Consider the following 26,341-nt stretch of genomic DNA (forward strand, 5'->3'; position numbering starts at 1 on the left):
GGGCCGTGGTCGATCTACGGTCGAGAGGTGTGGGTTACGCGGAAAGGGCTGCCGTTGCTTCTTCCAGCACGGCGATGCGGCGCAGAATGGCCGAACGATCGACCAGGCCCGCCGTCCTCGCGTCCCGCGCGTACCGCGTTCCCGCGGTCAGGCACGCGCGCGTCGCGTTGGCCGGCCCATGGGCCGTGGCGACGGCCTGCCCGGGTTCGCCGGGTCTTCTTTCGACGACCCCGACCGGGGTGTCCACCGGCGGGGAGAACACACGGAGCAGTTCCAGACGCCGCCGAGGGTCCGCGACGACGACGCCGTTGGCGTAGGAGTCGCCGATCGCCCACGATCCGGCGTAGGTGACGGTGTTCCCGTCGATCACGCGACTGGTGAGCGCCGCGCCGCCGTCGGTCTCCGAGCCTCCGAGCAGCACCGCGCCGAACTTCAGGTCCTCGGCGACGGCGCCGAGCCTCACCAGCGCGTCGACGCAATAGGTCCCCAGGTCCGCGGCCGCCCCGCCGTGCTGGGGGCGGCGACGGAAGTCCGTCGGTTCGCGCCCCGGTATGCGGAAGACCGCGGAGACGGACACGGGGCCCGCCCGGTCGGCGGCGCGCACCCGTGCGAGGAAATCGTTCCAGGCGGGGTGGTACGGGTAGGAGAGACACTCGAAGACCGTGCGGTCGCGGGCACGTGCCGACGCGTCCAGCTCACGAGCCTCCGCCGCTGTCAGACAGACCGGCTTCTCCACCAGCACGTGCTTCCCCGCGGCCAACGCCGCCCGGCAGTCGGCGAAGTGACGGCCGGTCGCACTGGAGATGTAGACGATGTCGACGTCCCGGTCGGCCAGCACCGCGTCGCGATCGGTGAACTCGATCCCTTCGGTCGGTACGGCGGCACGTGTCCCGCGGGGATGGTCGGTACCCACGAGGAGCGGGGCGTCGGTGCGGTTCAACTGCCGGAGCAGTGGCGCGGTCCGTCGGGCCAAGTACTCGGAATTCCCCATCGCCGCGATCACGGTTTGAGGGATCCGATCGCGATGAGGCCCTTGATCATCGTCAGACAGGTGCGTAATTCGACGCTGAGCCGGTCCCCGCGTTGGTCGAGCGCCTCCACCTCGTTCAGAGCCATCCATCGGTCGGCCGACTGCTCCTCGACGGCGTCGGCGAGCAGTCCCACGTGGTAGGTGGCGATGGCGCCGCGGAACCGGCCGCCCTCCTCGGCGTGTACCGCGGAATGGATTTCTCGGCAGTGGGCCAGAGCCGACGACTCCGCGATCATCGATCGGCGCCGGGACTCCGTCGTGTGGTCGGCGATGTCACCCCGCTGGAACCGGGCCTCAAGGCTTGGTCCGCGGACGGATCCGATCCGGACTCTTTCCGCGACGAGCAGCTCCGGTCCGTCGGCGCCCGGCCGGATCAGCAGCGTGCACTGGCCCATGCCGGCCGGTGCCAGCAGCGGCTGGTCCCAGGACGCGACCTCACGGCCCTGCCCTTCGACGCGGCAGCCCACGACGGAGAAGAACCGACGCTGTCGGTGCTCGATGCTTTCCGCCATTTTCCAATGCGACAGCCGGTCCAGCGGAACGATCTCGGGAGCCGAGCCCGTCGGTACCGGATCCGGACCGTCCTTGCGCGGTCGTCTCCCGGGCGGCACGAATGCCTCCGGGACCGCGGTGGCCTCCAGCGGCCACATCGACAGGACCGACCGCAGATCCATATTGAGGAGGCGGCTTTCCAGTGCCGCCTCCAGCAGAACCGGAATCGGTACCCATCGGCTTTCCGGAACACTCCGTGCAATGTCGACCGCCTCGGCCACGTCGAGCAGAACGATGCGGTTTCGGTTGACCTTTCCGAGAAACCACGACTCCTGCTCGCGCTGCACGGCATCGGCGAGCGTGCACACGTCCTCCGAGAGTGCGATCTCGGCGGCAGGCACCCGCTTTCCGCCATGCGCGGCCTCGTAGTTGCTACGGGTGGCCTGCACGGTCGGCGCGACTTCTATGCCATCGGGAGTACCCGGCTCGAATTTGAACGTGATCAAGCCATGGAACTCACCGTCGAACCGTGCGACGAACAGGCACAGCATTCCGACTTCGCGCTGCTCTATCAGCGGCTGCTCCAGAGGCCGACGGGTATCCGTCAGATCTCTGGCACCGACGATCCTGAAGAAACGGCCGGTTTCATGCGCCAACGCCCCGCCATCGGTCACGGCCCAGGAGCGTAATTCGGCCAGCGGCACGGGGAGGACCCGCGCGGTGAGCGAATGACGTCGGCGCAGGCACTCCGAGCGGAGTTCCCGAACGGTGTCGATGACCTGTGTGCCGGATTTTCTGATGTCCTGTGAGATCCCCGTCACGTATGCGTTCATGCCACGCATTCGCATAACCGGTCGCAGACGTAGTCGATCTCGTCGAGGCTGATCAGCGGATGGATGGGGAGGCAGATGACGTCGCGGGCGAAGCGTTCCGCCACCGGTGTGGGACGCGGCGCGTCGAGCAGAAACTTGCCGAGTGGCCTGAAATAGATCTCGGACTCGATTCCGGCGGCGTCGAGTTCCTTCCGGACACGTTCCCGATCGTCGACCAGGACCGGCACGGCGAAGCCTCCGGAGCGATCGGACTCGTGGGGTTCACGCACGAGTTCCACCGGCGAGTCGGCCAGTCGTTCCCGGTAGCGGCGCACGATCGACCTGCGCTTCTGCAGCTTCTCCTGCAGACCTTCCAGTTGGGCGAGGCCGACCGCTGCCGCGATGTCGCCCATGTTGTACTTGAAACCGAGCTCGGGGATGTCATAAGGATTCGACCAGGAACGAGCGCCCATGTCGATCCCGAGCCTGCGCAGCCGCGTGGCCCGCTCGGCGGAGGCGGCGTCGGGAAAGGTGACGCATCCGCCTTCACCGATGGCGAGGGCTTTCGTCGCATGGAAAGAATAAGCCTGTATATGCGGCGACTCGCTCATCGGACGTCCCTGCCACATCGAACCGATGGCATGGGCGCAGTCCTCGACGACCACCACTCCGTATGTGTCCGATATCTCGCTCAGGCCCGCTATGTCGCAGGGGATCCCCGAGTAGTGGACGGCGATGACGGCGCTGACGTCCGGCTCGGTGTCCAGGATTTCGCGCACCGAATCCAGGTCGATGTTGCCCGTTGTGCGCTCGATGTCGGCAAGTATCACGCGGCACTGATGCTGGAGCGCCACGGCCGCGGTCGAGACGAATGTATTGGCGGGTACGATCACGGCACTGCCCTTGGGCACGTCCGCCACTACCAGCGCAAGATGAAGAGCCGCGGTACCGGAATTCACGGCAACCGGATGCTTGCCGACCAAATCCGAGTGCGCTAACTCCTGTTCGAACTTCTTCGTAACGGGCCCGAGTCCGATCCAGCCGGACTCCAGAACCTCTCGGAGACGTTCCAGCGAGGACGGATCAACTTGTGGTCGGTACATTCTGATTTCGCTTTTTGGCGGTACAGACTGCATTCTCACACGCCCCCTTCACCACTTCCGTGGCGATCCTTTGGTCAAGAACAAGGTAAATGCGTGCATACGTGGACGCCCATTGGCGAATTCCCCTCGAACCGCCCCCCGACCGGCGACTTGATCACACTCTATCTCGCCTGTGATAAAAGGTAAAGCTTTGGCATGGACTGCTGGTCGTGAACCTGTGTGACCTGCGCCTATCCGCCTCGTGAAGCCCGGACACGGCCCACGTGACACCTCCTGCCCGCCCCGGTCCGGCGCGCCGGACCGGGGCGGCGCGGGCCGCGGTCCCGGGGTGGTGCCGGCCTCCGGACGCGGGGGGTGACGTTGCGGAAGTGAAGCCCGGCGGGCCCGATCGGGGCCGCACCCGCCCGCGTCCCCCGCCCGTGCGGAACGCCGGGGCTTGCCTGCCGCCCAGGAGGCACGGGCCGCCTCCCCCGGTGCGGGTGCGGCCGCCCCGGGGTGTCGCCCGAGGGCTGTCCCGCAATCCCCGACGGACTACGGGACAGCCCTCAGGGCCTCTCGCCGGGAATCGACAGATACGTCTCGACGAGTCCGTCCAACACCGGGTGCGCGGCGGCGAGTCCGGTCTCGTCGATCGCCGCCAGGGCGCGGACGCCGATGCTCGTGTTCGTCGCGAACGCGGCCGCCATGCCCTTGGCCTGTTCCAAGGTGACGGTGGCAAACCGGTGTTCGGCGCGCTCCCGGAGCAGCGCCATGGTGACGCCGGGCAGCACGTCGCCCCGCGGCCACACCACGGCACCGTCCCGATCGACGAAGCCCACGTTCCAGGTGCTGCCCTCGGTCACGCGCCCGTCGCGGTCGACGAACAGCGCGTCGTCGTACCCGGCGAGTTGTGCCGTGCGGCGGGCGTGCAGGGCACCGAGGAGCCCGACGTGCTTGACGTGGGGAAGGTCGCGTTCGTAGGTGACGCTCATGGCGCGCAGCGGCGCGGGGGGCATCGCGCCGGCCGCGCGCACCGACACCAGGACATGCGGATCGTCGGCATCCGCCAGGTGTCCCAGCTCCGCGCCCGGGTCGTAGACCGTGACGCGGACGACGCAGGGCAGGGCCCGCCCTGCCAGGCCCCGTCGGACGAATTCGCGGACGCGTCCGGTGTCCAGGTCGGCGCCGAAGACGGCCTCGCAGTCCCGTGCGAGGCGTTCCAGGTGGAGTGACAGTCCGCGGATGGTGCCGTCGGCGTCGACGCGTATCGAGGTGAAGTGGCCCAGGTTGGTCAGGGCCAGCGGGAGCAGGTCGTCGGCGGATACGGGCTTTCCATCGAGTGTCGCCATGCCGCCCAGCATGTCAGGAAGGCGCCCGCTCGCGTCGGGTTCATCGGGGCGGCCCCGGGCCCGGCATCCTCGGGAGCGGCCGCTGTTCCCGGTTCCGGCCGTCCCCGAACCGCGCCGGGCGGGGATCGTTCCCCGGGGCGTCGGCGTCACATGCGTCTCACCGCCGTACGCGTGGCATCCCCAGGCCGATCCACGAGATGATCTCGCGCTGGATCTCGTTGTTCCCGCCGCCGAAGGTGAAGATCACGGCGGACCGGTAGCCGCGTTCCAGTTCGCCGTGGAGCACGGCGCCGGCGGAGCCCTCCTTGAGCGGTCCGGCCGAGCCGACGGCCTCCATCAGCCAGGCGTAGGCGTCGCGTCGCGCCTCGGAGCCGTAGACCTTGACGGCGGAGGCGTCCTGCGGAGTGAGGGTTCCGTCCTGGACGGCGGACACCATCTGCCAGTTCAGCAGCTTCATGGCGTCGAGCCTGGTGTGGGTGCGGGCGAGCAGGGTGCGGACCCAGCCCAGGTCGATGACGCGCCGGCCGTCGGCGAGGCGGGTCCGTGCGCACCAGTGCCGGACGTCGTGAAGGGCGCGGACGGCCATGGTGCCGTGGGCGGCGAGCGTGACGCGCTCGTGGTTGAGCTGATTGGTGATCAGACGCCAGCCGCCGTTCTCGGCACCGACCCGGTGGGAGACGGGGACGCGGACGTTCTCGTAGTAACTGGCGGTGGTGTCGTGGGAGGCGAGGGTGTTGATCACCGTGCAGGAGTATCCGGGGTCCGTGGTCGGGACGAGCAGCATGGTGATGCCCTTGTGCGGGGGCGCGTCGGGATCGGTGCGGACGGCGAGCCAGACCCAGTCCGCGGTGTCGCCGTTGGTGGTCCAGATCTTCTGTCCGTCGACGGCGTAGGTGTCGCCGTCGCGTACGGCCCTGGTCCTGAGCGCGGCGAGGTCGGTGCCCGCGTCGGGTTCGCTGTAGCCGATGGCGAAGTCGATCTCCCCGGCGAGGATCTTGGGCAGGAAGAACGCCTTCTGCTCGTCGGTGCCGAACCGCATGATCGTCGGGCCGACGGTGTTCAGGGCCATCAGCGGCAGCGGCACGCCCGCCTGGGCCGCCTCGTCGAAGAAGATGAACTGCTCCATCGCGGACATGCCCCGGCCGCCGTACTCCTCGGGCCAGCCGACTCCGAGCCTGCCGTCGGCGCCCAGGCGCCGGATCGTCTCGCGGTAGAACACCTTCTGGGCGGCGGGATCGGCGTACCGGACGGAGGCGTCGTCGGGGATGAGCGCGGCGAAGTACTCGCGCAGTTCGGCACGCAACTGCTGCTGCTCAGGCGTGTATTCGAGGTGCACGGCCCCTCCAGGAGTCTCGCGTTCGCGTCGCCCGTGTGCGGCGGCGCACACGGTAGAACGTGTTGCAAGAATCTGGAAGGGGCGGACCGCCACCGGCTCCCGTCAGCGCTTGACGGCTCGCAGGACGACGAACTTCGGATCCCCCGCGACAGTGGTGCAGTTGCCGAAGATGCGGCGCAGCCGGACGTGGTGGCCGAGATGCCGGTTGCCGACGACCCACAGTTCGCCGCCCTGTCGCAGTGCGGCGTGCGCGCCGCGGAACATGGTGCGGGCCGTGGCGTCGGTGGTGGCCTGGTGGGAGTGGAACGGCGGGTTGTTGAGCACCAGGTCCACGCTCGAGGGCGGCATGTCCGCCAATCCGTCGCCGACCACGAAGTCGGCCTCGGCCGCCGGGCCGGTGTTGGCCCGGAAGGTCTCCTCGGCGGAGGCGACCGCCTGGTACGACTCGTCGACGAAGGTGACCCGCGCCGCAGGGTTGGCGAGTGCGGCGGACAGGCCGACGACACCGTTGCCGCAGCCGAGGTCGACGACCCGCTCGGGGCCGCTGCGCTCCGGGAGGTGGCCGAGGAAGAAGCGGGTGCCGATGTCGAGGCGTTCCGCGCAGAAGATCCCGGCGTGGTTCGTGACCGTCCGACCCGAGGCCGGGCCGACACCGCCCGGCAGGTCGTACCGGTGGGGCCAGGGGCTGGGCGTGCGGGCCGTCGCGGGGTCGGGGGTGGAGAAGACGAGGCGGGCCTTCTTGGCCGCGAGGGAGGTGCGGGTCGGACCGATGATCCGCTCGAAGAGCCTGAGGGTGGAGGTGTGGATCTCCTTGACCATGCCGGTGCCGATGACGACGGTGCCGGCGTGGACGGCCGGTGCGAGCCGGTGCAGCTGGTCCTCCAGGAGCGCGAGGCTCTTGGGGACGCGCACCAGCAGGACGTCGATCCGGTCGGGCGGGGTGTCCCTCGTCGACAGCAGGCGTACCGCGTCCGGGGCGGCACCGTTGCGCTCCAGATTGGCGCGGGTGGCCCGCTGCGCCAGGTAGGAGTCGGTGATCTGCACGGGGCGGTGTTCCGCGAGAACGGTGCTCAGGGCACCCCAGCGGTCGCCCACCACGACCACCGTTCCCGACAGGTCGACCGGCTCCGAGTCGTCCGTGGCCCCCTCCAGCCGCCGGAGCAGGTATTCGTCGGCAGCGTCCCAGGCACGGAACGGGTCGCGCGGGTGCTCGGGGAATCGGGCCAGCTCGTACCCGGCCCCTGACGTCGTCAAACGGTTCATCGTGCACCCAGGCTAGCCGAGCCGCGGGGAGCGCCCACACGCTCCCCGCCGCCGGTCGCCGGGCACCGCTGCGCTACGGCAGCGTCTTTTCCATGGCCGAGCGGCCCTCTCTGGCGAGCCTGCGCTCGGCCCACCGGAGGTTCTCCGGAGTCAGGTCCCGCCCGGAGGCGAGCACCAGGTCCTCCGCCGACGGATGGTCGTTGCCACCCGTGTGCAAGAGGCTGTCGGGGGTCACACCCCGGGCTGCGGATATGGATTCGGGCTCGTCACTCATGCCGCCTCCTCGTCCTTTCGGTCATTCTCGCCCCGCGCCCGCACCGCCGCATCCGATGCCTCCGCGTCCTGTTCCGGCACCGGGAACGGATCGTCACTTGACCTGCACATGATAGGTACGCAGCGTTCACACCTTGGTCACGGTGCGTGTGGAAGGCTCCCGCTGACCACGAACCACTGGACCGCCGCGGCGCCGCCCCCACCATGTGACCGGTGTCGCGGCGCCCGCCTTTTCGGAGAGGACACCCCCACATGTCCCGTCTTCACCCGCGTCACCGGCGCCCGCTCCTGGCCACACTTGCCGCGTTCGCGGTGCTCGCCGGCACCGCGGCCGCCGCCCCCGCCGCCACGGCCAGGACCGCTCCCGCCTCCGCCACGCCGCTGGGGACTCTCGACGACACCTACTACCAGGACGCGATCGGCAAGTCCGGCACGGCGCTCAAGAGCGCCCTGCACACGATCATCAGCAACCAGACCAAGATCTCCTACAGCCAGGTCTGGGACGCCATCAAGGACACCGACCAGGACCCCGCCAACTCCTCCAACGTGGTGCTCCTCTACTCCGGGCGCTCGGTGCCCAAGAACAACAGCGGCGGCTCGGTCGGCCAGTGGAACCGCGAGCACGTATGGGCCAAGTCCCACGGCAACTTCGGCACCGCCACCGGACCCGGAACCGACGTCCACCACCTGCGGCCGGAGGACGTCCAGGTCAACTCCATCCGCGGCAACAAGGACTTCGACAACGGCGGCAGCGCGGTCAGCGGCGCGCCGGGCAACTACACCGACAGCGACTCCTTCGAACCGCGCGACGCGGTCAAGGGCGACGTGGCCCGCATGATCCTCTACATGGCGGTGCGCTACGAGGGCGGCGACGGCTGGGCCGACCTGGAGCCCAACGACCGGGTGTCGAACGGGTCGGCGCCGAACATCGGCCGTCTCTCGGTCCTGAAGGCGTGGAGCCAGGAGGACCCGCCGGACGCCTTCGAGAAGCGGCGCAACGACGTCATATTCGACAAGTACCAGCACAACAGGAACCCGTTCATCGACCACCCCGAGTGGGTCGAGTCCATCTGGTAGACGCGGTTCGTACGGGTGGGTGCCGCCGTCCCGCGAGGGGCGGGCCGGCACCCACCCGTCGTCGTGCGTCAGGCATGCGGGCCCGCGGGGGCGCTGGGACACTGGAGTGGACCCCGACGGAGTCGGGAACGGGCTCCGGGGGACGATCCCGCGGAGAGGAGTGATCGCACCGTGCCACGTGGATCGAACGCCAAACGGGAACGGCAGTACGAACACATCAAGGAGAGCGCGCAGGAGCGCGGGGTGAGCGAGGACCGGGCGGAGGCGATCGCCGCGCGTACGGTCAACAAGGAGCGCGCCCGCGCCGGCGAGTCGAGGACCGCGAGCCGCACGTCCCTCGACGACATGTCCTCTTCACGGCGCGGCGGGCTCCGCTCGCACCGCGGGGCCGGGGGCCCCACCCGCGACCAGCTCTACGAAGAGGCCCGGAAGAAGAACATCCACGGTCGTTCGAACATGACGAAGGGTCAGCTGGCCCGCGCACTCGGCCGCTGACCTCCCGTCCCGCGACCGCCCCCTGCTCCACCGGCTCCCGGACCACCGTACGGGTCCGGGAGCCGGTGGCACCCGGGTCGGGCGATGCCGGGGTTCAGCCGCCCCAGGTCCATTCGGCCACCTCCGGCAGGTCCACGCCGTGTTCCCGGATCCAGGCGTGGTGGCGGGTGCGGGCGTCGGCCATCGCCTGGCGCACGGCAACGGCCCGGACCCCGAGTCCGGGCACCCGGTCGATCACGTCCATGACCAGGCGGAAGCGGTCCAGGTCGTTGCGGACCACCATGTCGAAGGGCGTGGTGGTGGTGCCCTCCTCCTTGTAGCCCCGCACGTGCAGGTGGGCGTGACCGGCCCGCCGGTAGGCCAGCCGGTGGATGAGCCACGGGTAGCCGTGATAGGCGAAGATCACCGGGACGTCCCTGGTGAACACCGCGTCGTACTCCGGGTCCGGCATGCCGTGCGGATGCGCCTCGCGGGGCAGCAGCCGCGCCATGTCGACGACGTTGACCACCCGTACGGCAAGTTCCGGCAGGTGGCGGCGGAGCAGATCGGCGGCGGCCAGCGTCTCCAGGGTGGGCACGTCACCGGCGCAGGCGAGCACCACGTCGGGTTCCCGGCTGCCGTCCTCGGTGCCCGCCCACTCCCACACCCCGACTCCGCGGGCGCAGTGCGCACGGGCTCGGTCCAGGGTGAGCCAGTCGAAGGTCGGCTGTTTGCCGGCCACGATCACGTTGACGTGGTCGCGGCTGCGCAGGGCGTGGTCGGCGACGCAGAGCAGTGTGTTGGCGTCCGGCGGCAGATAGACGCGGACGACTTCCGGGCTCTTGTTGAGGACGTGGTCGACGAAGCCGGGGTCCTGGTGGGAGAACCCGTTGTGGTCCTGGCGCCAGACGTGCGAGGTGAGCAGGTAGTTGAGCGAGGCGACGGGGCGGCGCCAGGTCAGCCTGCGGGCGGTCCTGAGCCACTTGATGTGCTGGTTGACCATCGAGTCGACGATGTGGGCGAACGCCTCGTAGCAGGAGAACAGGCCGTGCCGTCCGGTGAGGAGATAGCCCTCCAGCCAGCCCTGGCAGAGGTGTTCCGAGAGCACCTCCATGACGCGCCCGTCGCGGGAGAGGTGCTCGTCGGTGGGCAGGAGTCGCTCCTGCCATGCCTTGCCGGTCGCTCCGTAGAGGGCGTCGAGCCGGTTGGACGCCGTTTCGTCGGGGCCCACCACGCGGAAGTCGCGGCGTTCGGCGGTGGCGGCCATGACGGCCTCCAGCAGTCCGCCGAGCACCCGGGTCGGCTCGTGCAACACGGTGCCGGGCCGGTCGACGTCGACGGCGTGCTCGTCGAGCGGCGGAAGGGGCAGCTCGCGCAGGAGCAGACCGCCGTTGGCGTACGGGGTCGCCCCGAGCCGGGCCTCGCCCTCGGGCACGCAGTCGAGCACCCGGGCGGTGGGGCGCCCCGCCGCGTCGAAGAGTTCCTCCGGCCGGTAGGAGCGCATCCACGCCTCCAGCTGCCGCAGGTGGTCGGGGTTGTCGCGGACGCCGGGCAGCGGCACCTGGTGGGCACGCCAGGTGCCCTCGACGGGTACGCCGTCGACCTCGGCGGGTCCGGTCCAGCCCTTGGGGGTGCGCAGCACGATCATCGGCCAGTGCGGGCGTCCGGCGGTGGTCCCGGCGCGGGCGGCGGCCTGGAGTCCCCGGATGCGGTCGAGGGCCAGGTCCGTCGCGGCGGCCATCGCCCGGTGGACGGTGAGCGGGTCGTCGCCGCCGACGTACAGGGGGTCGTGTCCGTATCCGCGCAGCAGGGCGTCGAGTTCGGTCTCCGGGAGGCGGGCGAGGACGGCCGGGTTGGCGATCTTGTAGCCGTTGAGGTGGAGAATCGGGAGGACGGCGCCGTCGTGCACCGGGTCGAGAAACGTGTTGGAGTGCCAGGAAGCGGCGAGCGGGCCGGTCTCGGCCTCGCCGTCCCCGATGACGCAGGCGACCAGCAGGTCCGGGTGGTCGAGGGCGGCACCGTAGGCGTGGGTGAGCGCGTAGCCGAGTTCGCCGCCCTCGTGGATGGAACCGGGGGTCTCGGGCGCCACGTGGCTGGGCACCCCGCCCGGGAAGGAGAACTGCTCGAACAGCCTCGCCATCCCGTCGGCGTCCCGGCCGACGTCCGGGTACGTCTCGGAGTAACTGCCCTCCAGCCAGGAGTTGGCGAGGACGGCGGGTCCGCCGTGGCCGGGGCCCCAGACGCACAGCGCTCGCACGCCGCGCGAGCTGATGACCCGGTTGAGATGGGTGTGGACCAGGTTGAGTCCGGGTGAGGTGCCCCAGTGGCCGAGCAGGCGCGGCTTGATGTGCTCACGAGTGAGCGGCTCGGTCAGGAGCGGATTGGCCCTGAGGTAGATCTGGCCGACGGCCAGGTAGTTGGCGGCCCTCCAGTGGGCGTCGAGGGCGGCGATCTCCTCGTCCGAGGGCGCCGGCGCGGTCGCCGGGTGGGCGGCGTGGTTCATCCTGGCTGCCTCTCAGGTCTCCTGGGACGGGGTGCCGGCGGCTTCGGGGCCATACCAGACGGTGGTCGCGTTGCAGAACTCGCGGATGCCGTGGCCGGCGAGTTCGCGTCCGTAGCCGGAGCGCTTCACCCCGCCGAACGGCAGGGCGGGATGGGAGGCGGTCATGCCGTTGAAGAAGACGCCGCCCGCCTCCAGGTCGCGCACGCAGCGGCGGGTCTCGTCGGGATCGCGGGTCCAGACGTTGGAACTGAGGCCGAACGGGCTGTCGTTGGCGAGTACCACGGCCTCGTCCAGTGATTCCACCCGGTAGAGCGTGGCGACGGGGCCGAAGGTCTCCTCGCGGTGGATGCGCATGGCGGGGGTGATCCCGGTGAGGACGGTGGGGGCGTAGAACCAGCCGTTCGCCAGTTCCGGGCCCAGCCCCTCGGGCCTGCCGCCGCCGCACAGCACGTCCGCACCCCGCCGTACCGCGTCCTCGACCAGTTCCTCCAGGTCGGCGCGGCCCTGTTCGCTGGAGAGCGGCCCGACGTCGGTGGAGTCCTGCATCGGGTCGCCGACCGTCAGATCACGCATGCCCACGGTGAAGCGCTCGGCGAACTCCTCGTAGACCTCGGTGTGCACGATGAAGCGTTTGGCCGCGATGCAGGACTGGCCGTTGTTCTGCGCCCGGGCGGTCACGGCGGTGCGCGCCGCGCGGGCGACGTCCGCCGAGGGCAGGACGAGGTACGGGTCGCTGCCGCCCAGTTCCAGGACGGTGTGCTTCACCTCGTCGCCGGCGATCGACGCGACGGAGCGCCCGGCCGGCTCGCTGCCGGTGAGAGTGGCGGCGGCGACCCGGCTGTCGCGCAGGACCGCCTCGACGGCGCCGGAGCCCACGAGCAGGGTCTGGAAGCACCCCGCCGGATACCCGGCCCGGCGGAACAGGCCCTCCAGGTAGAGGGCGGTCTGCGGGACGTTGGACGCGTGCTTGAGCAGGCCGACGTTCCCGGCCATCAGGGCGGGGGCGGCGAACCGCACGACCTGCCAGAGCGGGAAGTTCCACGGCATCACGGCGAGGATCACGCCCAGCGGGCGGTAGTGGACGCGGGCCGCCAGGGCCCCGGAGTCCGCGACGTCGGCCGGTGCGGGGTGTTCGTCCGCGAGGAGTTCCTCGGCGTGGGCCGCGTACCAGCGCATCGCCTTGGCGCATTTGGCCGCCTCCGCGCGGGCGGCCGTGACGGGTTTGCCCATTTCCGTGGTCATGGTGCGCGCGATGTCCTGCCGGTCCTCGTCGAGCAGATCGGCGGCCAGGCCGAGCAGGCGGGCCCGCTCGTCGAATCCGGTGGTGCGGTAGTGCCGGAAGGCGGTGGCGGCGGCGGCGAGCCGCTGCTCGATCTCCGCCGTCCCCAGTGCGTCGAACCTTCTGAGGGTTTCGCCGTTCGCGGGGTTGACCGTCGCGATGGGCATGGCTGTGCTCTCCTTGCCTCGGTACTTCGACCGTGCCGCGCCGTGCGCCGCGCCGCAACGCGGGCTCCGCCCCGGCACCGGACCGGCGCGGTCCGTGCGTGCGGTGTGGCACGCGCGGGCCGCGCCGGTGGGGCGTGGGCGTCCCGGACGGGTCGGCCGGGCCGGTGGCCCGGCTCACACGAGGACGGGAGCGGCTTTCGGCGACGCCGTGGTCGCGGTGGCCGCGTCCGGGACGGCGACGGGGGCTCGGCAGAACTCCCGCCCTCCGGGCAGTGGGGCCGGCGGCACCATGTCCGCGGTGCGCGGTTCCTTCGCGTACCGGGTGAACCACACCACCTTGCCCTCGGTGGTGCGGCAGGTCCCCCAGCTGTCGCTCAGCGCCATGATGCGGCTGAGACCTCCGCCCCCGTTGCCGAGCAGCCGCGGCATCTCGGCGCTGTTGTCGGCGACGGAGACCGTGAGATGCCGCCCCGACCATCGGAGTTCGACGACACAGTTGTTGTCGTCACCGACATGCCGGTGGACGTTGGTCAGCAGCTCCTCCACTCCCCGGCACACCGGCCGGACGTGGAGTTCGAGACTCCAGTGGCGGAGGTGCGCGGCGATGATCCGCCGCAGTTGCGAAACACGCTCTGCCGAAACCTGGAATTCGACCAGATAGTGCCGGTCGAGTGGAACGGTCATCGTCGAGGCTCCTCACATCGAGGCCCACTCACTTCGCCTCATCGAACCAACGACCCCCGAACACGAAGAGTGAGCAGATGTCACGTCTGGGTCACTCCACAGAGTGACCCGGTCGAGCGGTTCTCGCAACACGGGAATGTGGCGCCGATCACATGACATGGGCTGCCGGGTCAGAGCAGATAGGGCAGCAGCGTGTCCGGGGTGAGCGGAAGGGTGCGCAACCGGGCGCCGGTGGCGTGCCGGACGGCGTTGCCGACGGCCGCCGCCGCACCCACGATGCCGATCTCGCCGATGCCCTTGCTGCCCATCGGGTTGAGATGCGGATCGTGCTCGTCGATCCAGTGCGCCTCGATCCGCGGCACGTCGGCACCGACCGGCACGTGGTAGGAGGCGAGGTCGTTCTCGACGAAGTCGCCGAAGGCCGGGTCGAGGGCGCACGCCTCGGTCAGGGCCATGCCGATTCCCATCGTCATCCCGCCGATGAACTGGGACCGTGCGGTAAGGGGGTTGAGGATGCGTCCGGCGGCGAAGACGCCGAGCATCCGGCGCACCCGTGTCTCGCCGGTGCGGGAGTCGACGGCGACCTCGGCGAAGTGGGCGCCGAACGCGTGCCGGGCGTACGGCGGCTCCTCGGCGGTCTCCCGCCGGGTGTCGGCGGCGAACGTCAGCCCTTCGGGCGGGAGCGGCCCGGTGCGTTCGCGCAGCTCCCGCAGCAGGCCGGTGCACGCCTTGTGCACGGCCCAGCCCCAGGAGGCCGTGCCGGACGAGCCCCCGGCCATCGAGGCGTCGGGCAGATCGCTGCTGCCGATGTCGATCCGTACGTTCGTCACCGGGGTGTCCAGCGCGGCGGCCGCGATCTGCGCGACCACGGTGCGGGCGCCGGTGCCGATGTCGGTGGCGTTCACCCGGACGCGGAACGAACCGTCGGTGGCCGCGTGCGCCGAGGCGCCGGAGGCCGCGATGTACACGGGGTAGGTGGCGGAGGCGACGCCCGTGCCGATCAGCAGCGGCCCCTCCTCGTGGATGGCGGGGCGCGGGTCGCGGTCGCGCCAGCCGAAGCGCTCCGCTCCCTCCTCCAGGCAGGCGGCGAGGCCGCGGCTGCTGAACGGGCGGCCGGAATCGGGTTCGTCCACGGGATCGTTGCGCAGGCGCAGTTCGACCGGGTCCATGCCGAGGGCCGAGGCGAGTTCGTCCATGGCGGACTCCAGGGCGTACATGCCGGGGGCCTCGCCCGGTGCGCGCATCCAGGACGGGCTCGGCACGTCGAGGGCGACCACTCGGTGGGCGGTGCGACTGCACGCGGAGCCGTACATCGTCCGGGTCGGGACGGCGGCCTGCTCCACGAACTCCTTGACGGTGGAGGTGTGGGTGTCGGCCTCGTGGACGATCGAGGTGAGGGTGCCGTCGTCCTCGGCGCCGAGCCGGATCCGCTGGACGGTGGGCGCGCGGTGGCCGACGACGGCGGCCATCTGCCGCCGGGGCAGGGCGATCTTGACGGGGCGTCCGGTGTGCCGCGCGGCCATGGCGGCGAGGACGGATTGCGGGCGCGGGGTGCCCTTGGCGCCGAAACCGCCGCCCACGTGCTCGGAGACCGCGGTGACCTGCTCGGGGCGGAGTCCGAATGCCGCGGCGAGGCTGTCGCGGACCGTGGTGGAACCCTGGCTGGAGTCGTGGACGGTCAGGTGGCCGTCGTCCGTCCACCACGCGGTGGTGGCGTGCGGCTCCATCGGGTGGTTGTGCAGGGGGCCGATGGTGTAGGTGGCGTCGATCTGGACGGGTGCCGTGTCGAAGGCCCGCTCGGCGTCGCCGCGCTCCCGCACGGCGGGGTAGCCGCCGTTGACCGTCACGGGGGTGTACAGCCCCGGGCGGTCCGCGCTCAGCAGGACGTCGTGCGCGGCGGTCTCGTAGGTGATGCGCAGGGCCGCGGCCCCGGCGCGGGCCCGTTCGGGTGTGTCCGCGACCACCAGCGCGACGTACCAGCCGCGGTGCGGGACCCGGTCGTCCTGGAGGACGGCCAGGACCGGGTCGTCGGGCTCCTTCAACGCCGGGGCGTTGTCGTGGGTGAGGACGGCGTGCACACCCGGCAGGGCCAGGGCCTCCTCGGTGTGGACGGCGCGGACGCGTCCGCGGGCGACGGTGGCCGGCACGGGCCTGCCGTACAGGCAGCCGGGCGGTGTGTGCTCGGCGGCGTAGCGGGCACGTCCGGTGACCTTGTCCCGGCCCTCTCGGCGGACGAGGGGGCTGCCCAGCGGTGACGGGGCCTGGCTCATGACGGGGTCCTCACGTCTGCGGGTCGGTGTGGCTGCGGTTGTTCCCACCGCCGACGGCGAGTTCGGACAGCGCGTCGACGGCAAGGCTGCGGGCGAGGCCGACCTTGAACGCGTTGTCGCGCAGCGGCCGGGCCGCGGCGAGTCCGGCGTCGGCGGCGCGGGCGAAGGTCTCCCGGGTGGCGGGGGCGCCCCGCAGCACCTCCTCGGCGCCGTGCGCCCGCCAGGGCCGGTGGGCGAGTCCGCCGAAGGCCAGCGCCGCATGGGCGATACGGCCGTCGCGGACGCTCAGCACCGCGGCGACGGAGGCGAGGGCGAACGCGAAGGAGGCGCGGTCACGGGCCTTGCGGTAGAGGGAGTCCGCGCCGTCCGGGAGGGGCGGCAGGGTGACCCCGGTGACGAGTTCGTCCGGCCGGATCTCGGTGTCCCGGTGCGGGGCGTCGCCCGGCAGGCGGTGGAACTCGGCGGCCGGCACGGCCCGTTCGCCGTCCGGGCCGCGGAGTTCGACGGTGGCGCCGAGGGCGGACAGGGCGACGGCCATGTCGGAGGGGTGGGTGGCGACGCAGTGCTCGGAGTGGCCGAGTACGGCGAGGTCGCGATGGGCTCCCTCGCGGGCCGGGCAGCCGGTGCCGGGGGCCCGCTTGTTGCACGGTTTGGAGACGTCCTGGAAGTACGGGCAGCGGGTGCGTTGGAGCAGGTTGCCGCCGGTCGTCGCGGTGTTGCGGAGCTGTCCGCAGGCCCCGGACAGCAGCGCCTGCGACAGGGCGGGGTAGCGGGTGCGCACGGCGGGGTGGGCGGCCAGGTCGCTGTTGCGCACGGCGGCGCCGATGCGCAGGCCGCCGTCATCGGTCTCCGTCACCTCGTCCAGGGGCAGCCCGCTGATGTCGATGAGCAGGTCGGGGGCCTGGACCCCGAGTTTCATCAGGTCGACGAGGTTGGTTCCGCCGCCGAGGAAGGCCGCGCCGGGGTGGGCGGAACGCGCCCGGACGGCCTCGGCGGTGGTCCGGGCGCGGAGGTAGGCGAAGGGTTTCACGGCGCCACGTCCTCGATCGCCTCGACGATGCGGGGGTAGGCGCCGCAGCGGCACAGGTTGCCGCTCATCCGTTCGCGGATCTCGGTCGCGTCGAGCGGGACGGGGCCGGTCACGGGTGCGGTGCGCGCGGTGACGTGGGAGGGGAAGCCGCGCGCCGCCTCGTCGAGCACGCCGACGGCGGAGCAGATCTGGCCGGGCGTGCAATAGCCGCACTGGAGGGCGTCACGGTCCAGGAATGCCTCCTGGAGGGGGTGGAGCAGGTCGCCGTCGGCGAGTCCCTCGACGGTGGTGATGCGGGCGCCGTCGTGTGCCACGGCGAGCAGCAGGCAGCTGTTGGCGCGCCGCCCGTCGACGAGGACGGTGCACGCCCCGCACTGTCCGTGGTCGCAGCCCTTCTTCGTGCCCGTGAGGTCGAGGTGCTCGCGCAGCGCGTCGAGGACGGTGGTGCGGTGGTCGAGCGTGAGGGTCCGCTCGGCGCCGTTGACGTGCAGGGTCAGGGTGGATCGGTCACCGGTTGCGCCGACTGCTCCCGGCTGCCGCGCGTCGTCCGGCCCGTATGAGGGGTCCACTCGCTCGTACCTTTCAGGGTGGAATTTTGTCCGTTTTCTACCAGGTCGCGGCATCGTTTTCGGCGCACTGCCCCGTTGCCGGGCCGCCTCACCACTCCACTGCCGGGCCGCCCCGTCCGCGGCCCGGGGCCCGGCCGTCGGCGCCTACCCGCCGCTCCGGTTGTCCAGGCGGAGGCGCACCTCTTCCTCCTGGTCGCCGGAGACCGTCCCGACGACCCGGACGTCGAAGGCGTGCGCGAGACTCCGGCGGAGCCGTTCGACCGCCCAGTAGCCGCCCTGCACGTCGATCGACAGGGGCGCACCGAGCGGTGTCGGCCCCGAGACCACCCGTTCCTCGGCGACGTCGACGGTCGCCGCCCATACGGTGGGACGCTTCTTCGCGAGCTTCCTCGGCACGTCCGCCGAGGCCCGGTCGGTGGTGAAGGCGGCCCGCAACGCGTCGAACACCATGCGCGCGTCGGCCGTGTCGCAGTCGCTGATGACGACCGCGACGTCCTGACCGTGCGGCCCCTCGACCGTCCGCCTCTCCTCGATGCCGTTCACCGTGACTCCCTCTGCTCCGTGTCGCGCGGTGCCCCCGTCGCCCCGCTGCCGGGGATCCGGGGATGCCTCCAGACTCGCCCCGTCGGCGGAGGACGGCGACACGAGCCGACGGCCGGCGGCGGTTCGTGTCGGGCGGAGCGCGCCTCGTCGGCACCACGGCAGCGAAACTCCTTTAAGGTTTATATCCACTTAAAACATGAATTCGGCGCCATGACCGACTGAGGGCTCCCTCCCGGGGTATCCGGGAGGCATGGACGTATCGAACGGAGACCTCGGTTCACTTGCCCTCTTCCTCGCCGCCGGGCGGGGGGCCATCGGTGCGGTGCTGGGCATCGTCGGAATCGCACTGGTGGGCATGCTGATCGGCGCCTTCTGGCTGGGCAAGCGGCGCAGGGCCCAGGAACTGCCGCCGCCGCGCCCCGAGGAACAGCCGCCCCGGCCCGACCACCGCAGCCACGTCGAGCAGCGCGACGTGCACGGGGACGACACCTTCCCGGCCGACGGCAGGGGCCTGTCCCCGTACGAGCTCGGGGACCATGGGAGCGAGACCATCCACCGGGAGACCGGCGAACAGCGCGACTGACCCCCGTCGGAACGCCGCGCGCACGGCCCTGTGGGCCGGTCGGCGCGCGGACACGCGGTGTCCGGGGCCGGTGCGTGTTGCGGACATGAGGGCCCGCGGTGAGGCTGGTGTGGCCCCGACGGCCGCGGGTACGCGCAGGCCGCACGACCGACGAAGGCAGTGGGACCATGACCGCAAGCCGTCCCGGCGCGGTGTCGATGCCGGCGCCGTTGACCGGGTCCGCAGCACCCTGCTGGGTCAACCTCATGACCCGCGACCTGGAGTCGGCACAGCACTTCTACGCCGCCGTGCTGGGCTGGAGCTTCCGACCGGGCAGGCTGGGGCAGGAGTTCTCCGTCGCGCGCCGGGGGGACGTGCCGGTCGCGGGCATCGGCGCGGTGGCGACCGCCTACCGCGTGGCGGTGGCGTGGACCCCCTACTTCGCGGTGTCCGACGCCGACGCCGCGGCGTCACGCATCCGCGAACGCAGCGGAACGGTCGCGGTGGGGCCGCTCACGCTGGGAAAGGGCCGCGGCGCACTGGCGGCGGACCTCGACGGCGCGGTCTTCGGCATCTGGGAGCGCACCGAACCCGCGACCTCGCCGCCCGCACCGGACGGGCACTCGCACGCCTGGCTGCGCCTGCACACCAGGAACGCCTTCGACGCGGCGATCTTCTACGGCGGGGTGCTCGGCTGGGCGAGCGGACGGCCGGGCTGCTGCGAGGTGTCGTACGAGAAGGACGAGGTGGTCGTCGACTGCGGCGGCCGTCGACTGGCCCGGATCAGCTCCGGCGCGGTGGAGGCCGCCCCGGATCCGCTGGTCCGCCCGCACTGGCAGGTCCATTTCCCCGTCACCGACCTGGACGCCTCGGTCGAGGCGGCGCGGCAGCACGGCGGCTGTCTGATCGAACGGCGTCCGCTGGGACACGGCGGCGAGGCGACCCTGCTCGACCCGGACGGCGGGCTCTTCACCGTGACGGACGTCCGGAACCCGGACACCGACTGAACGGGCCGCCGCGCACGGCGGTCATCCGTCGTGTCCGCGCCCCGGTCCGATTCGCCCGGACGCCCGCTCCGACGAGGAACGGGCCAGCAGCCAGACCGGGAGGACGAACCAGCAGATCAGGAACCACAGCGCCATGGCGCCGACCAGCCACAGCGCGAAGCTGCCGTGCAGCGCCACCCGCAGGACGAGCAGCAGCGCGGAGCACATGGTGCAGAACAGCAGGACGAGCCCGACCAGGGTGAGCCGCGCCGCCAGCGCGACCGTCTGCGGCTTGAGCCTCCGCCCCGAGAGCAGGCGGTGGTACGACACGGGGCCGATCAGGGCGGCGGCGGTGGCGGAACCGAGCATCACCGTGACGACGTAGATGGCGCGATCGGCGTCCGAAAGTTCGGCGAAGCGCGGCTGGAAGACGACGGCGAGCAGGAGGCCGAAGAGAATCTGGACCCCGGTCTGGGCAACCCTCAGCTCCTGGAGAAGCTCGGTCCACTGCCGGTCCGCGCGCTCGTGGGACGTCTCTCGACGGCCCGTGCCGCTGCCCCCGGGAGGGCGGGATGTCGAGCTCACCGTGGGACACCATCCGAATACGCGGAGTACGTAGGCACACTCTACGGGCCGCCCCGCGGCTCCGGCCGGACCCCCGCCCACCGGCCCGGTCACCGCCGGTGCGGAACCCCCTCAGGGCGCGCACGGCGCCCGGCGCGCCGTCGCACACGGAACGGGACACGCGGACGGCGCCCCGGCCCCTTCGCGCCGCACGCGCCACGCCCGGTCAGTCGACCGGCAGCACCAGTTCGGGCCGGTCCCACATCACGGCGGGCGGAGCCGCCGCGAGCGTGCCGGTGCGCCGGGCTCCCACACTCAGGTAGAACCCCTCCGCGGGTGGGTGCGAGACGACACGCACTCCGGTCAGGCCGGCACTCCTCGCCTCGGCGCGCAGATGCCCGATGAGCAGCCGCCCCACGCCGAGTCCCTGCGCGTCGTCGGCGACGAACATGAGGTCGAGCTCCGGCGGGGCGAGGATCAGCGAGTAGAAGCCGAGAATCCGGTCGGTCGCGGCCTCGACGGCGGCGAAGACCCGATGGTGCTCGATGTAGTCGGGCCCCACCCGGTATCCGGCGACCATGGCGGCATAGTGCCCCTCGTAGGCACGGGACCTCCTGACCAGCCGGCTGAGCCGCTGGGCGTCGCGCGCGGTCGCGCGCCTGATCAGCAGGCCCCCGCGCGTCCCATTCACCGGATGCGTAATGCTCGATTCCATGAAGCGAGTATTACGCATCCGTTGCGGTCGCGGTTGCCCGCCCGGTCACGACGGACGCGTCGCGCGCCACTCCTCGACCACGGCGTCGATGTCGAACGGCCTGATGTTCAGCACGGGCCCGGGCGGCGGCATCCTGACGGCCGCACCGATCTTCTCGTTGACCTCGGCCAGCATGCGCCGCACCTGACCCTCCGTCCGCGCCTCGAAAACGGCCGCGCGCACATCCTCCGCCTCCTTGCGCAGCGCCAGTGCGGGCGGGAGCACCGACACGCCCTCCCGCTGCATCTTCCGCTTGATCCACCAGGATTCGTCGTAGGGGGCCTCGATGCTCTCGAGCGGCTTGCCGAACCCCGGCAGCTTCGAGATGTCGCCGTGCTGCTCGGATTCGCGAATCTGCTTGTCGACCCAGGACTCGAAGCTCATGCCCGCAGGCTTGCGGTCGGTCAACGCACTCCCCTTCCGGAGGATTCGTGGTCCGGATCCCACGATACGCGCGGTCCGTCGGCCCACCTCAACAAGCCCCGACACACCACCACTTGGCCGTTCGCCACACATCTGCCGGGTCCCGGCGGGGGACCTCGGTGCGCGCGCCCGCCGGCCCCGTCGGAGATGCCGAGCCCGCCGGCGGCCCGGCCCACGCCGCCCGGCCCCTCTCCCCCGCCGTGCCCGGCGTGCGGTCGTGCCGCGTGGCCCTCGGCGGCCACCAGCGGGTCGACGCCCCTGCCCACGCCGTACGCGGCCCCGAAGACCGCGGCGAGCGCGGTGGCGAAGGCGGCTATCCGCAGCGCGTTGTGATCCTCGGGCGCGGCCGGCTCAGACCGACACGACCAGCCCGCTTCGCAACCGGTCCACCGCGGCCGACGACACCCTCATCCCGTCGCGCACGTATCCCTCCAGCCCGCCCCAGCGCTCGTCCATGGCGTCGAGCGCGATGTCGAGGTACCGGGGGCGGACCTCGTCGATCGCCGCCGCGATCTCCGGATCGCCGCCCGCATCGAGGAAGTCCTGCACGTACGGCGCTCGTACCCCCGACGCCTCCTGGTTCACCGCCAGGAACTCGGCCCGCGCCACGTCGCGCGACGCCCCGATCAGCATGAGGAGCAGGGCCGCGGCCCAGCCGGTGCGGTCCTTGCCGTTCGCGCAGTGGAACAGCACCGGGCGGGCACCGTCGTCGGCGGCCGTCTCCACGAACGCCCGGTAGGCCGAGGCCGCGGACGGCGAGAGCACCATCCGCCGGTAGGTCTCCGCGAACACCCCCTCCGCCCTGCCGTTTCCCAGCAGCCGCTGCGCCGCGACCGGATCGGCGAGCAGCGCGCGCATCCTCGCGGGGGTGACTCCCGGGTTGTCACCGAGCACGTCGGCGACGAACAGCCGCGCACCGGGGGGCAGCCGGTCGGGCGCCGTCGCGCGTTCGTCGGCGGTGCGCAGGTCGACGACGGTACGGATGCCGAGCGCGGCCACCGCCGCGTCCCGCTCGATGTCCAGTCCGCCGAGTCCACCGGAACGCAGCACGGCTCCCGGCCGCACGCACCGGCCGGGCCCGAGGGCGATGCCGCCCAGGTCCCGCAGATGGAAGACGGTGGACGCCGGGACGGCACTGGCGGTTTGCACGATGAACATCCCCTTCGCCCGGCATACTCGGAATTGATCGGAAATGATCGTTTCCAACGTCGCATGCGGCCGGGGAATCGACAAAGGAAAACGCCGCAGGGACGCCGATCGGGGATGCGGGAGCGCTCGGGTGCCAGGGGCTCCGGCTCCGGAACGAGCGGGGCGACGGGGGCGACGGGAAGGACCGGTGCGCCGCTGTCGCCGCTCCGTTCCTCCGACCGGGGTTCGGGTCCGCGGGCCGGCACGGGAGGAGGACGAACACCTCGTCCGGCCACGGGCCGTCGGCCCGTCGTGCCGCCCGGTGCGCCGGGTTCCGCCCCGTACCCGCGCCCGTCGTGTGCCGTCCCGTCACATACCGACGACGGTGACCTCGGTCGCCTTGACTCCGGTCCACACGGCCGCCCCCTCGCCGAGCCCCAGTTCGGTCGCCGCCTCGGGGGTGATCTCGGCGACCAGGTCCGGCACCTTCTCGGAGCCGATCACCAGCCGGACCCGGCTGCCCACGACGGTGAGTTCGCGCACCGTTCCCGGCCAGGCGTTGCGGGGGCTGCCTCCGGGCCGGTCGCGGTGCACGGACACCGCCTCGGGTGCGATGACCGCGAGGGCGCGCGTCCCCTCGGGAAGCGGGTCCGCGACGACCAGCCGGCCGCCGTCCACCAGGTCGAGGGTGCCGTCGGCCGCCGCGGTGCACGGCCAGGCGTTGCGGCCGAGCATCCGGGCGACCCAGGGCGAGCGCGGGTGTCGGGTCACCTCGGCCGGCTCGTCGTACTGGAGGACGCGCCCCTCCTCCAGTACGAGCACCCGGTCGGCGAGCGACACCGCCTCGACGGGGTCGTGGGTCACGATCAGGCAGACGCCGCCGAACCCGGCGAGATGGGTGCGCAGGGTGTGGCGCACGCGCGCACGGGTGGTCTGGTCGAGAGCGGCGAGCGGCTCGTCGAGCAGGAGCAGCCGGGGGCGGGTGGCGAGTGCCCGAGCCAGCGCCACCCGCTGGGCCTGGCCGCCGGAGAGCTGGGCGGGCCGACGCCGGGCGAGGTGGCCGACCTCCAGCCGGTCGAGCCATTGCTGGGCCAGGCGCCGGGCCTCGGCACGGGGCACGCCGCGGGCCCGGGGCCCGTACGCCGTGTTCGCGAGCGCGGTCAGGTGGGGGAAGAGGGCACCGCTCTGCGGCACCCAGGCCACGTGGCGGCGGTGCGGCGGCAGCGCGGTGACGTCCGTCGCGCCGAGACGCAGCAGTGCCCGGGAGCGCGGGGTCAGGCCGAGAAGGGCACGGAGCAGGGTCGTCTTGCCGGCCCCGTTGGGGCCGACGACGGCGATCGTCGTCCCGGGACCGGCGTCGAGGGTCAGCCGGTTGAACCCGGTGACCTCGGCGTGCAGCGAGCAGGGTTCCCGTGGCGCCGGGGCCGTCCCGTGGTCCGCGGCGGCGGCCGGGCGCGCACCGTCGGCGGTGTCGTCCACCGCGGGACCGGCGGCTCGGGACCGGTCTCGGGGTGTGCCGGTCCACCGTCCGCGCAGGGCCACGAGCACCGTCATGGCGATGGCGAGCAGCAGGAGCGAGACGGAGGTGGCGGCCTCCGGTGATTCCTGGAGCAGCAGGTAGACCTGGAGGGGCAGGGTCTGGGTGGTGCCGGGGAGGTTCCCCGCGAAGGTGATGGTGGCGCCGAACTCGCCGAGTGCCCGTGCCCAGGTGAGCGCCGCCCCGGCGGCGAGCCCGGGGGCGACCATCGGGAGCGTGACCGTGAGGAACACCCGCAGCGGTGACGCTCCCAGGGAGGCCGCGGTCTCCTCGTACGAGGGCCGGAGCCCGGCGAGTGCCCCTTCGAGGCTGATGACGAGGAACGGCATGGCGACGAAGGTCGCCGCGACCACCGCGCCCGAGGTGTGGAACGGCAGGGTGATGCCGAAGGTGTCCTCCAGCCAGGGACCGAGCAGGCCCCGGCGGCCGAAGCCGAGGAGGAGCGCCACTCCCCCGACGGTGGGCGGCAGCACCATCGGCAGCAGGACCAGGGAGCGCACCAGCGCCTTGCCGGGGAAGTCCACCCGGGCCAGCAGCCAGGCCAGCGGCACCCCGAGCAGCAGCGAGAGGCCCAGGGCCCAGAACGACACGAGCAGGGACAGCCTCAGGGCCTGGGTGACCCCCGGGGCGGTGAGATGGGTGCCGAGATCGGCCCAGGAGGTGCGGGCCAGGATGCCGATCAGGGGCGTCAGCAGGAACGCGACGGCCAGCAGCGCGAGCAGGGCCAGGACGACGGGGGTGCGTGCGCCGGGCGGACGGCTGCGGAGGGCTCTCATCGGGGTTCCCGGGGTCGGTTCGTGCGGGGTGCCGCCCCGTCCCGGACGGGGAGCGGGGCGACACCGATGCGGGTGCGCGGTGCGGTGCGCGGGAGGGGTGCTACGGCTGCTGGAAGCCCGCTGCCCGCAGGATCTTCTGCGCCTCGGGGCCGCTGAGCCAGCCGACGAACTCCTTGGCGGCCTCGGCGTGTGCGGACTGCCGCAGGGTGGCGGCCGGGTAGGAGGCGACCGCGTTCTGCGCGTCGGGGATGTCGACGGCGTCGACCTTGCCGGTGGCCGTCGCGGCGTCCGTCCGGTAGACGATGCCCGCGTCGGCCTCGCCCAGTTCGACCTTGCTGAGCACGGCGCGGACGTTGGGTTCCTGGGAGACCGGTCGGACGGTGAGGTGCTGTGCGTCGAGGACCTGCTTGCTGTATCTGCCGACCGGGACCTCGGGGGCCGCCAGAACCACCTTCAGGTCGCTCCTGGACAGGTCCTTCAGGTTCGTGATCTTCTCCGGGTTGCCCTCCCCGGTGGCGATGACCAGACGGTTCCTGGCGACGACGGTCGGGGTGCCGGTGTCGGACCTCAGCCCGTCCATCGTCTTCGTGTCCGCGGTGACCAGGGCGTCGGCGGGCGCGCCCTGCTTCACCTGGGCGGCGAGTTCCTGGGAACCGGCGAAGGAGAATGTCACCTTCGTGCCCGGGTGCGCCTTCTCGTACGCGGCGCCCGCGGTCTTGAACACGTCGGTGAGCGAGGCCGCCGCCAGCACGGTCAGCCGGGCGCCGGCGGGCGCCGTGGACGTGCCGGCGGATTCCTTCTCGCCGTCGCCGCTCCCGCACGCGGCGAGCGGGAGCAGCAGGGCGGCGGTCACCAGCGCGGCGGCGGTGCGACGCGTGGGGAAAACGGTCTTCATGATGTGACCAGGGCTCCTTGGGAAGAGTGCGCGTCGTGGGTGAGACACCGTCAGACGCGGTCGATGTGCACGCTGGTGGACTTCACGCGGGCGGTGGCCCGCATGCCGACCTCCAGTCCGAGTTCCTCGACCGCTTCGCGGGTGAGCAGTGAGACCAGCCGGTGCGGCCCCGCCTGGATCTCGACCTGGGCGGCGACGTCACCGAGCTTCACCCCGGTGACGATGCCCGGGAAGGCGTTGCGCGCAGAGGTGTACGAGGGCTCGTCGTCGTCCGCGCCGCCCTGGCCGACCTCGACGGCGAGGGCGGCGAGGTCCCGGCCGTCGACGAGTCTGCGGCCGGCCGCGTCGCGATGCGTCGCGACTCTTCCGGCGTCCGCCCAGCGGCGGGCCGTGTCGGGGCTTACCCCCAGCAGGCGCGCCGCCTGCCCGATTGTGTAGGACTGCATGTGCGCCAAGATATTCGGATTCTCCTGGCATCTACAA

25 protein-coding genes are annotated in these 26,341 nt (G+C 71.8%); 4 read left to right on the forward strand and 21 right to left on the reverse strand.

What is annotated here, in order from left to right:
• Positions 1 to 34: 34 nt before the first annotated feature.
• The 7 genes from ACFC79_RS32100 to ACFC79_RS32130 form a co-directional block, all read right to left on the reverse strand.
• A complete protein-coding gene (locus ACFC79_RS32100) occupies positions 35 to 991 on the reverse strand; it encodes a Gfo/Idh/MocA family protein (protein ID WP_376247525.1) in 957 nt (318 codons plus the stop codon).
• An 8-nt stretch (positions 992 to 999) separates the two neighbouring features.
• Positions 1,000 to 2,364, reverse strand: coding sequence for an NDP-hexose 2,3-dehydratase family protein (locus tag ACFC79_RS32105; RefSeq protein WP_376247528.1), 1,365 nt, complete (start codon positions 2,362 to 2,364; stop codon positions 1,000 to 1,002).
• The gene (locus ACFC79_RS32110) at positions 2,352 to 3,470 is read right to left on the reverse strand and encodes a DegT/DnrJ/EryC1/StrS family aminotransferase (protein ID WP_376247531.1); all 1,119 of its coding nucleotides are present in this window, start codon (positions 3,468 to 3,470) and stop codon (positions 2,352 to 2,354) included. Before ACFC79_RS32110 ends, ACFC79_RS32105 begins: the two co-directional genes overlap by 13 nt.
• A 512-nt stretch (positions 3,471 to 3,982) precedes the next feature.
• A complete protein-coding gene (locus ACFC79_RS32115) occupies positions 3,983 to 4,765 on the reverse strand; it encodes an aminotransferase class IV family protein (RefSeq protein WP_376247533.1) in 783 nt (260 codons plus the stop codon).
• A 157-nt stretch (positions 4,766 to 4,922) separates the two neighbouring features.
• Positions 4,923 to 6,101 carry an acyl-CoA dehydrogenase family protein gene (locus ACFC79_RS32120; protein WP_376247536.1) on the reverse strand — a complete coding sequence of 393 codons (1,179 nt, stop codon included), beginning with the start codon at positions 6,099 to 6,101 and terminating at the stop codon, positions 4,923 to 4,925.
• A 102-nt stretch (positions 6,102 to 6,203) separates the two neighbouring features.
• On the reverse strand, positions 6,204 to 7,364 hold the full coding sequence (locus ACFC79_RS32125; protein ID WP_376247537.1) for a methyltransferase: 1,161 nt from the start codon (positions 7,362 to 7,364) through the stop codon (positions 6,204 to 6,206).
• A 73-nt stretch (positions 7,365 to 7,437) separates the two neighbouring features.
• The gene (locus tag ACFC79_RS32130; RefSeq protein WP_376247539.1) at positions 7,438 to 7,638 is read right to left on the reverse strand and encodes a hypothetical protein; all 201 of its coding nucleotides are present in this window, start codon (positions 7,636 to 7,638) and stop codon (positions 7,438 to 7,440) included.
• Between the two features lie 251 nt (positions 7,639 to 7,889).
• On the opposite strand from ACFC79_RS32130, the gene ACFC79_RS32135 reads away from it, so the two are divergent.
• Positions 7,890 to 8,714: an endonuclease I family protein gene (locus ACFC79_RS32135; RefSeq protein ID WP_376247542.1), complete on the forward strand. Its 825-nt coding sequence runs from the start codon at positions 7,890 to 7,892 to the stop codon at positions 8,712 to 8,714.
• 171 nt (positions 8,715 to 8,885) lie between these two features.
• Positions 8,886 to 9,209: a plasmid stabilization protein gene (locus tag ACFC79_RS32140; protein ID WP_376247544.1), complete on the forward strand. Its 324-nt coding sequence runs from the start codon at positions 8,886 to 8,888 to the stop codon at positions 9,207 to 9,209.
• Positions 9,210 to 9,303: 94 nt separating this feature from the next.
• Here ACFC79_RS32140 and ACFC79_RS32145 read toward each other — a convergent pair whose 3' ends face one another.
• From ACFC79_RS32145 to ACFC79_RS32175, 7 genes are all read right to left on the reverse strand, one after another.
• Positions 9,304 to 11,691 carry a phosphoketolase gene (locus ACFC79_RS32145; protein WP_376247547.1) on the reverse strand — a complete coding sequence of 796 codons (2,388 nt, stop codon included), beginning with the start codon at positions 11,689 to 11,691 and terminating at the stop codon, positions 9,304 to 9,306.
• Positions 11,692 to 11,703: 12 nt separating this feature from the next.
• Positions 11,704 to 13,137 carry an NADP-dependent succinic semialdehyde dehydrogenase gene (locus tag ACFC79_RS32150; RefSeq protein ID WP_376247549.1) on the reverse strand — a complete coding sequence of 478 codons (1,434 nt, stop codon included), beginning with the start codon at positions 13,135 to 13,137 and terminating at the stop codon, positions 11,704 to 11,706.
• Positions 13,138 to 13,311: 174 nt separating this feature from the next.
• Positions 13,312 to 13,821, reverse strand: a complete 510-nt coding sequence (locus tag ACFC79_RS32155) for an ATP-binding protein (protein WP_376247552.1) — start codon at positions 13,819 to 13,821, stop codon at positions 13,312 to 13,314.
• 170 nt (positions 13,822 to 13,991) lie between these two features.
• Complete coding sequence (locus ACFC79_RS32160; RefSeq protein ID WP_376247555.1) at positions 13,992 to 16,091, reverse strand: xanthine dehydrogenase family protein molybdopterin-binding subunit; 2,100 nt, start codon at positions 16,089 to 16,091, stop codon at positions 13,992 to 13,994.
• A gap of 10 nt (positions 16,092 to 16,101) precedes the next feature.
• A complete protein-coding gene (locus ACFC79_RS32165) occupies positions 16,102 to 17,121 on the reverse strand; it encodes an FAD binding domain-containing protein (protein WP_376247558.1) in 1,020 nt (339 codons plus the stop codon).
• Positions 17,118 to 17,690: a 2Fe-2S iron-sulfur cluster-binding protein gene (locus tag ACFC79_RS32170; protein ID WP_376247560.1), complete on the reverse strand. Its 573-nt coding sequence runs from the start codon at positions 17,688 to 17,690 to the stop codon at positions 17,118 to 17,120. The genes ACFC79_RS32165 and ACFC79_RS32170 overlap by 4 nt, the downstream gene beginning before the upstream one ends.
• Before the next feature lie 144 nt (positions 17,691 to 17,834).
• Complete coding sequence (locus tag ACFC79_RS32175) at positions 17,835 to 18,233, reverse strand: hypothetical protein (RefSeq protein ID WP_376247562.1); 399 nt, start codon at positions 18,231 to 18,233, stop codon at positions 17,835 to 17,837.
• Positions 18,234 to 18,483: 250 nt separating this feature from the next.
• On the opposite strand from ACFC79_RS32175, the gene ACFC79_RS32180 reads away from it, so the two are divergent.
• Both ACFC79_RS32180 and ACFC79_RS32185 read left to right on the forward strand, forming a co-directional pair.
• Positions 18,484 to 18,816 carry a DUF6479 family protein gene (locus tag ACFC79_RS32180; protein ID WP_376247564.1) on the forward strand — a complete coding sequence of 111 codons (333 nt, stop codon included), beginning with the start codon at positions 18,484 to 18,486 and terminating at the stop codon, positions 18,814 to 18,816.
• 167 nt (positions 18,817 to 18,983) lie between these two features.
• Entirely contained in the window at positions 18,984 to 19,802 is an 819-nt protein-coding gene (locus ACFC79_RS32185; protein ID WP_376247566.1) for a VOC family protein, read from the forward strand.
• Between the two features lie 21 nt (positions 19,803 to 19,823).
• Here the strand turns inward: ACFC79_RS32185 and ACFC79_RS32190 are convergent, their stop codons facing one another.
• The 7 genes from ACFC79_RS32190 to ACFC79_RS32220 form a co-directional block, all read right to left on the reverse strand.
• On the reverse strand, positions 19,824 to 20,366 hold the full coding sequence (locus ACFC79_RS32190; protein ID WP_376247568.1) for a DUF6328 family protein: 543 nt from the start codon (positions 20,364 to 20,366) through the stop codon (positions 19,824 to 19,826).
• 205 nt (positions 20,367 to 20,571) lie between these two features.
• Positions 20,572 to 21,060, reverse strand: coding sequence for a GNAT family N-acetyltransferase (locus ACFC79_RS32195; RefSeq protein WP_376247571.1), 489 nt, complete (start codon positions 21,058 to 21,060; stop codon positions 20,572 to 20,574).
• A gap of 45 nt (positions 21,061 to 21,105) precedes the next feature.
• On the reverse strand, positions 21,106 to 21,507 hold the full coding sequence (locus ACFC79_RS32200) for a DnaJ family domain-containing protein (protein ID WP_376247573.1): 402 nt from the start codon (positions 21,505 to 21,507) through the stop codon (positions 21,106 to 21,108).
• Between the two features lie 366 nt (positions 21,508 to 21,873).
• A complete protein-coding gene (locus tag ACFC79_RS32205) occupies positions 21,874 to 22,671 on the reverse strand; it encodes a tyrosine-protein phosphatase (RefSeq protein ID WP_376247575.1) in 798 nt (265 codons plus the stop codon).
• Positions 22,672 to 23,019: 348 nt separating this feature from the next.
• Positions 23,020 to 24,963 (reverse strand): ABC transporter permease, encoded by a 1,944-nt coding sequence (locus ACFC79_RS32210; protein WP_376247578.1) that lies wholly within the window; start codon positions 24,961 to 24,963, stop codon positions 23,020 to 23,022.
• Between the two features lie 100 nt (positions 24,964 to 25,063).
• On the reverse strand, positions 25,064 to 25,858 hold the full coding sequence (gene modA / locus ACFC79_RS32215) for a molybdate ABC transporter substrate-binding protein (RefSeq protein WP_376247581.1): 795 nt from the start codon (positions 25,856 to 25,858) through the stop codon (positions 25,064 to 25,066).
• Between the two features lie 50 nt (positions 25,859 to 25,908).
• Positions 25,909 to 26,304 (reverse strand): molybdopterin-binding protein, encoded by a 396-nt coding sequence (locus ACFC79_RS32220; protein ID WP_376247584.1) that lies wholly within the window; start codon positions 26,302 to 26,304, stop codon positions 25,909 to 25,911.
• Between the last annotated feature and the right edge of the window lie 37 nt (positions 26,305 to 26,341).

Origin of the sequence: Streptomyces sp. NPDC056061, assembly GCF_042266885.1 — a bacterium.
In the GTDB taxonomy this organism is placed as follows: Bacteria; Actinomycetota; Actinomycetes; order Streptomycetales; family Streptomycetaceae; genus Streptomyces.

What these genes read in the sequence shown, in the direction of transcription:
- ACFC79_RS32100 (WP_376247525.1), bottom strand. Translation starts at nt 991, where the DNA reads ATGGGGAATTCCGAGTACTTGGCCCGACGGACCGCGCCACTGCTCCGG.
- ACFC79_RS32105 (WP_376247528.1), bottom strand. Translation starts at nt 2,364, where the DNA reads ATGCGTGGCATGAACGCATACGTGACGGGGATCTCACAGGACATCAGA.
- ACFC79_RS32110 (WP_376247531.1), bottom strand. Translation starts at nt 3,470, where the DNA reads ATGCAGTCTGTACCGCCAAAAAGCGAAATCAGAATGTACCGACCACAA.
- ACFC79_RS32115 (WP_376247533.1), bottom strand. Translation starts at nt 4,765, where the DNA reads ATGGCGACACTCGATGGAAAGCCCGTATCCGCCGACGACCTGCTCCCG.
- ACFC79_RS32125 (WP_376247537.1), bottom strand. Translation starts at nt 7,364, where the DNA reads ATGAACCGTTTGACGACGTCAGGGGCCGGGTACGAGCTGGCCCGATTC.
- ACFC79_RS32130 (WP_376247539.1), bottom strand. Translation starts at nt 7,638, where the DNA reads ATGAGTGACGAGCCCGAATCCATATCCGCAGCCCGGGGTGTGACCCCC.
- ACFC79_RS32135 (WP_376247542.1), top strand. Translation starts at nt 7,890, where the DNA reads ATGTCCCGTCTTCACCCGCGTCACCGGCGCCCGCTCCTGGCCACACTT.
- ACFC79_RS32145 (WP_376247547.1), bottom strand. Translation starts at nt 11,691, where the DNA reads ATGAACCACGCCGCCCACCCGGCGACCGCGCCGGCGCCCTCGGACGAG.
- ACFC79_RS32150 (WP_376247549.1), bottom strand. Translation starts at nt 13,137, where the DNA reads ATGCCCATCGCGACGGTCAACCCCGCGAACGGCGAAACCCTCAGAAGG.
- ACFC79_RS32155 (WP_376247552.1), bottom strand. Translation starts at nt 13,821, where the DNA reads ATGACCGTTCCACTCGACCGGCACTATCTGGTCGAATTCCAGGTTTCG.
- ACFC79_RS32160 (WP_376247555.1), bottom strand. Translation starts at nt 16,091, where the DNA reads ATGAGCCAGGCCCCGTCACCGCTGGGCAGCCCCCTCGTCCGCCGAGAG.
- ACFC79_RS32180 (WP_376247564.1), top strand. Translation starts at nt 18,484, where the DNA reads ATGGACGTATCGAACGGAGACCTCGGTTCACTTGCCCTCTTCCTCGCC.
- ACFC79_RS32185 (WP_376247566.1), top strand. Translation starts at nt 18,984, where the DNA reads ATGACCGCAAGCCGTCCCGGCGCGGTGTCGATGCCGGCGCCGTTGACC.
- ACFC79_RS32195 (WP_376247571.1), bottom strand. Translation starts at nt 21,060, where the DNA reads ATGGAATCGAGCATTACGCATCCGGTGAATGGGACGCGCGGGGGCCTG.
- ACFC79_RS32210 (WP_376247578.1), bottom strand. Translation starts at nt 24,963, where the DNA reads ATGAGAGCCCTCCGCAGCCGTCCGCCCGGCGCACGCACCCCCGTCGTC.
- modA (WP_376247581.1), bottom strand. Translation starts at nt 25,858, where the DNA reads ATGAAGACCGTTTTCCCCACGCGTCGCACCGCCGCCGCGCTGGTGACC.
- ACFC79_RS32220 (WP_376247584.1), bottom strand. Translation starts at nt 26,304, where the DNA reads ATGCAGTCCTACACAATCGGGCAGGCGGCGCGCCTGCTGGGGGTAAGC.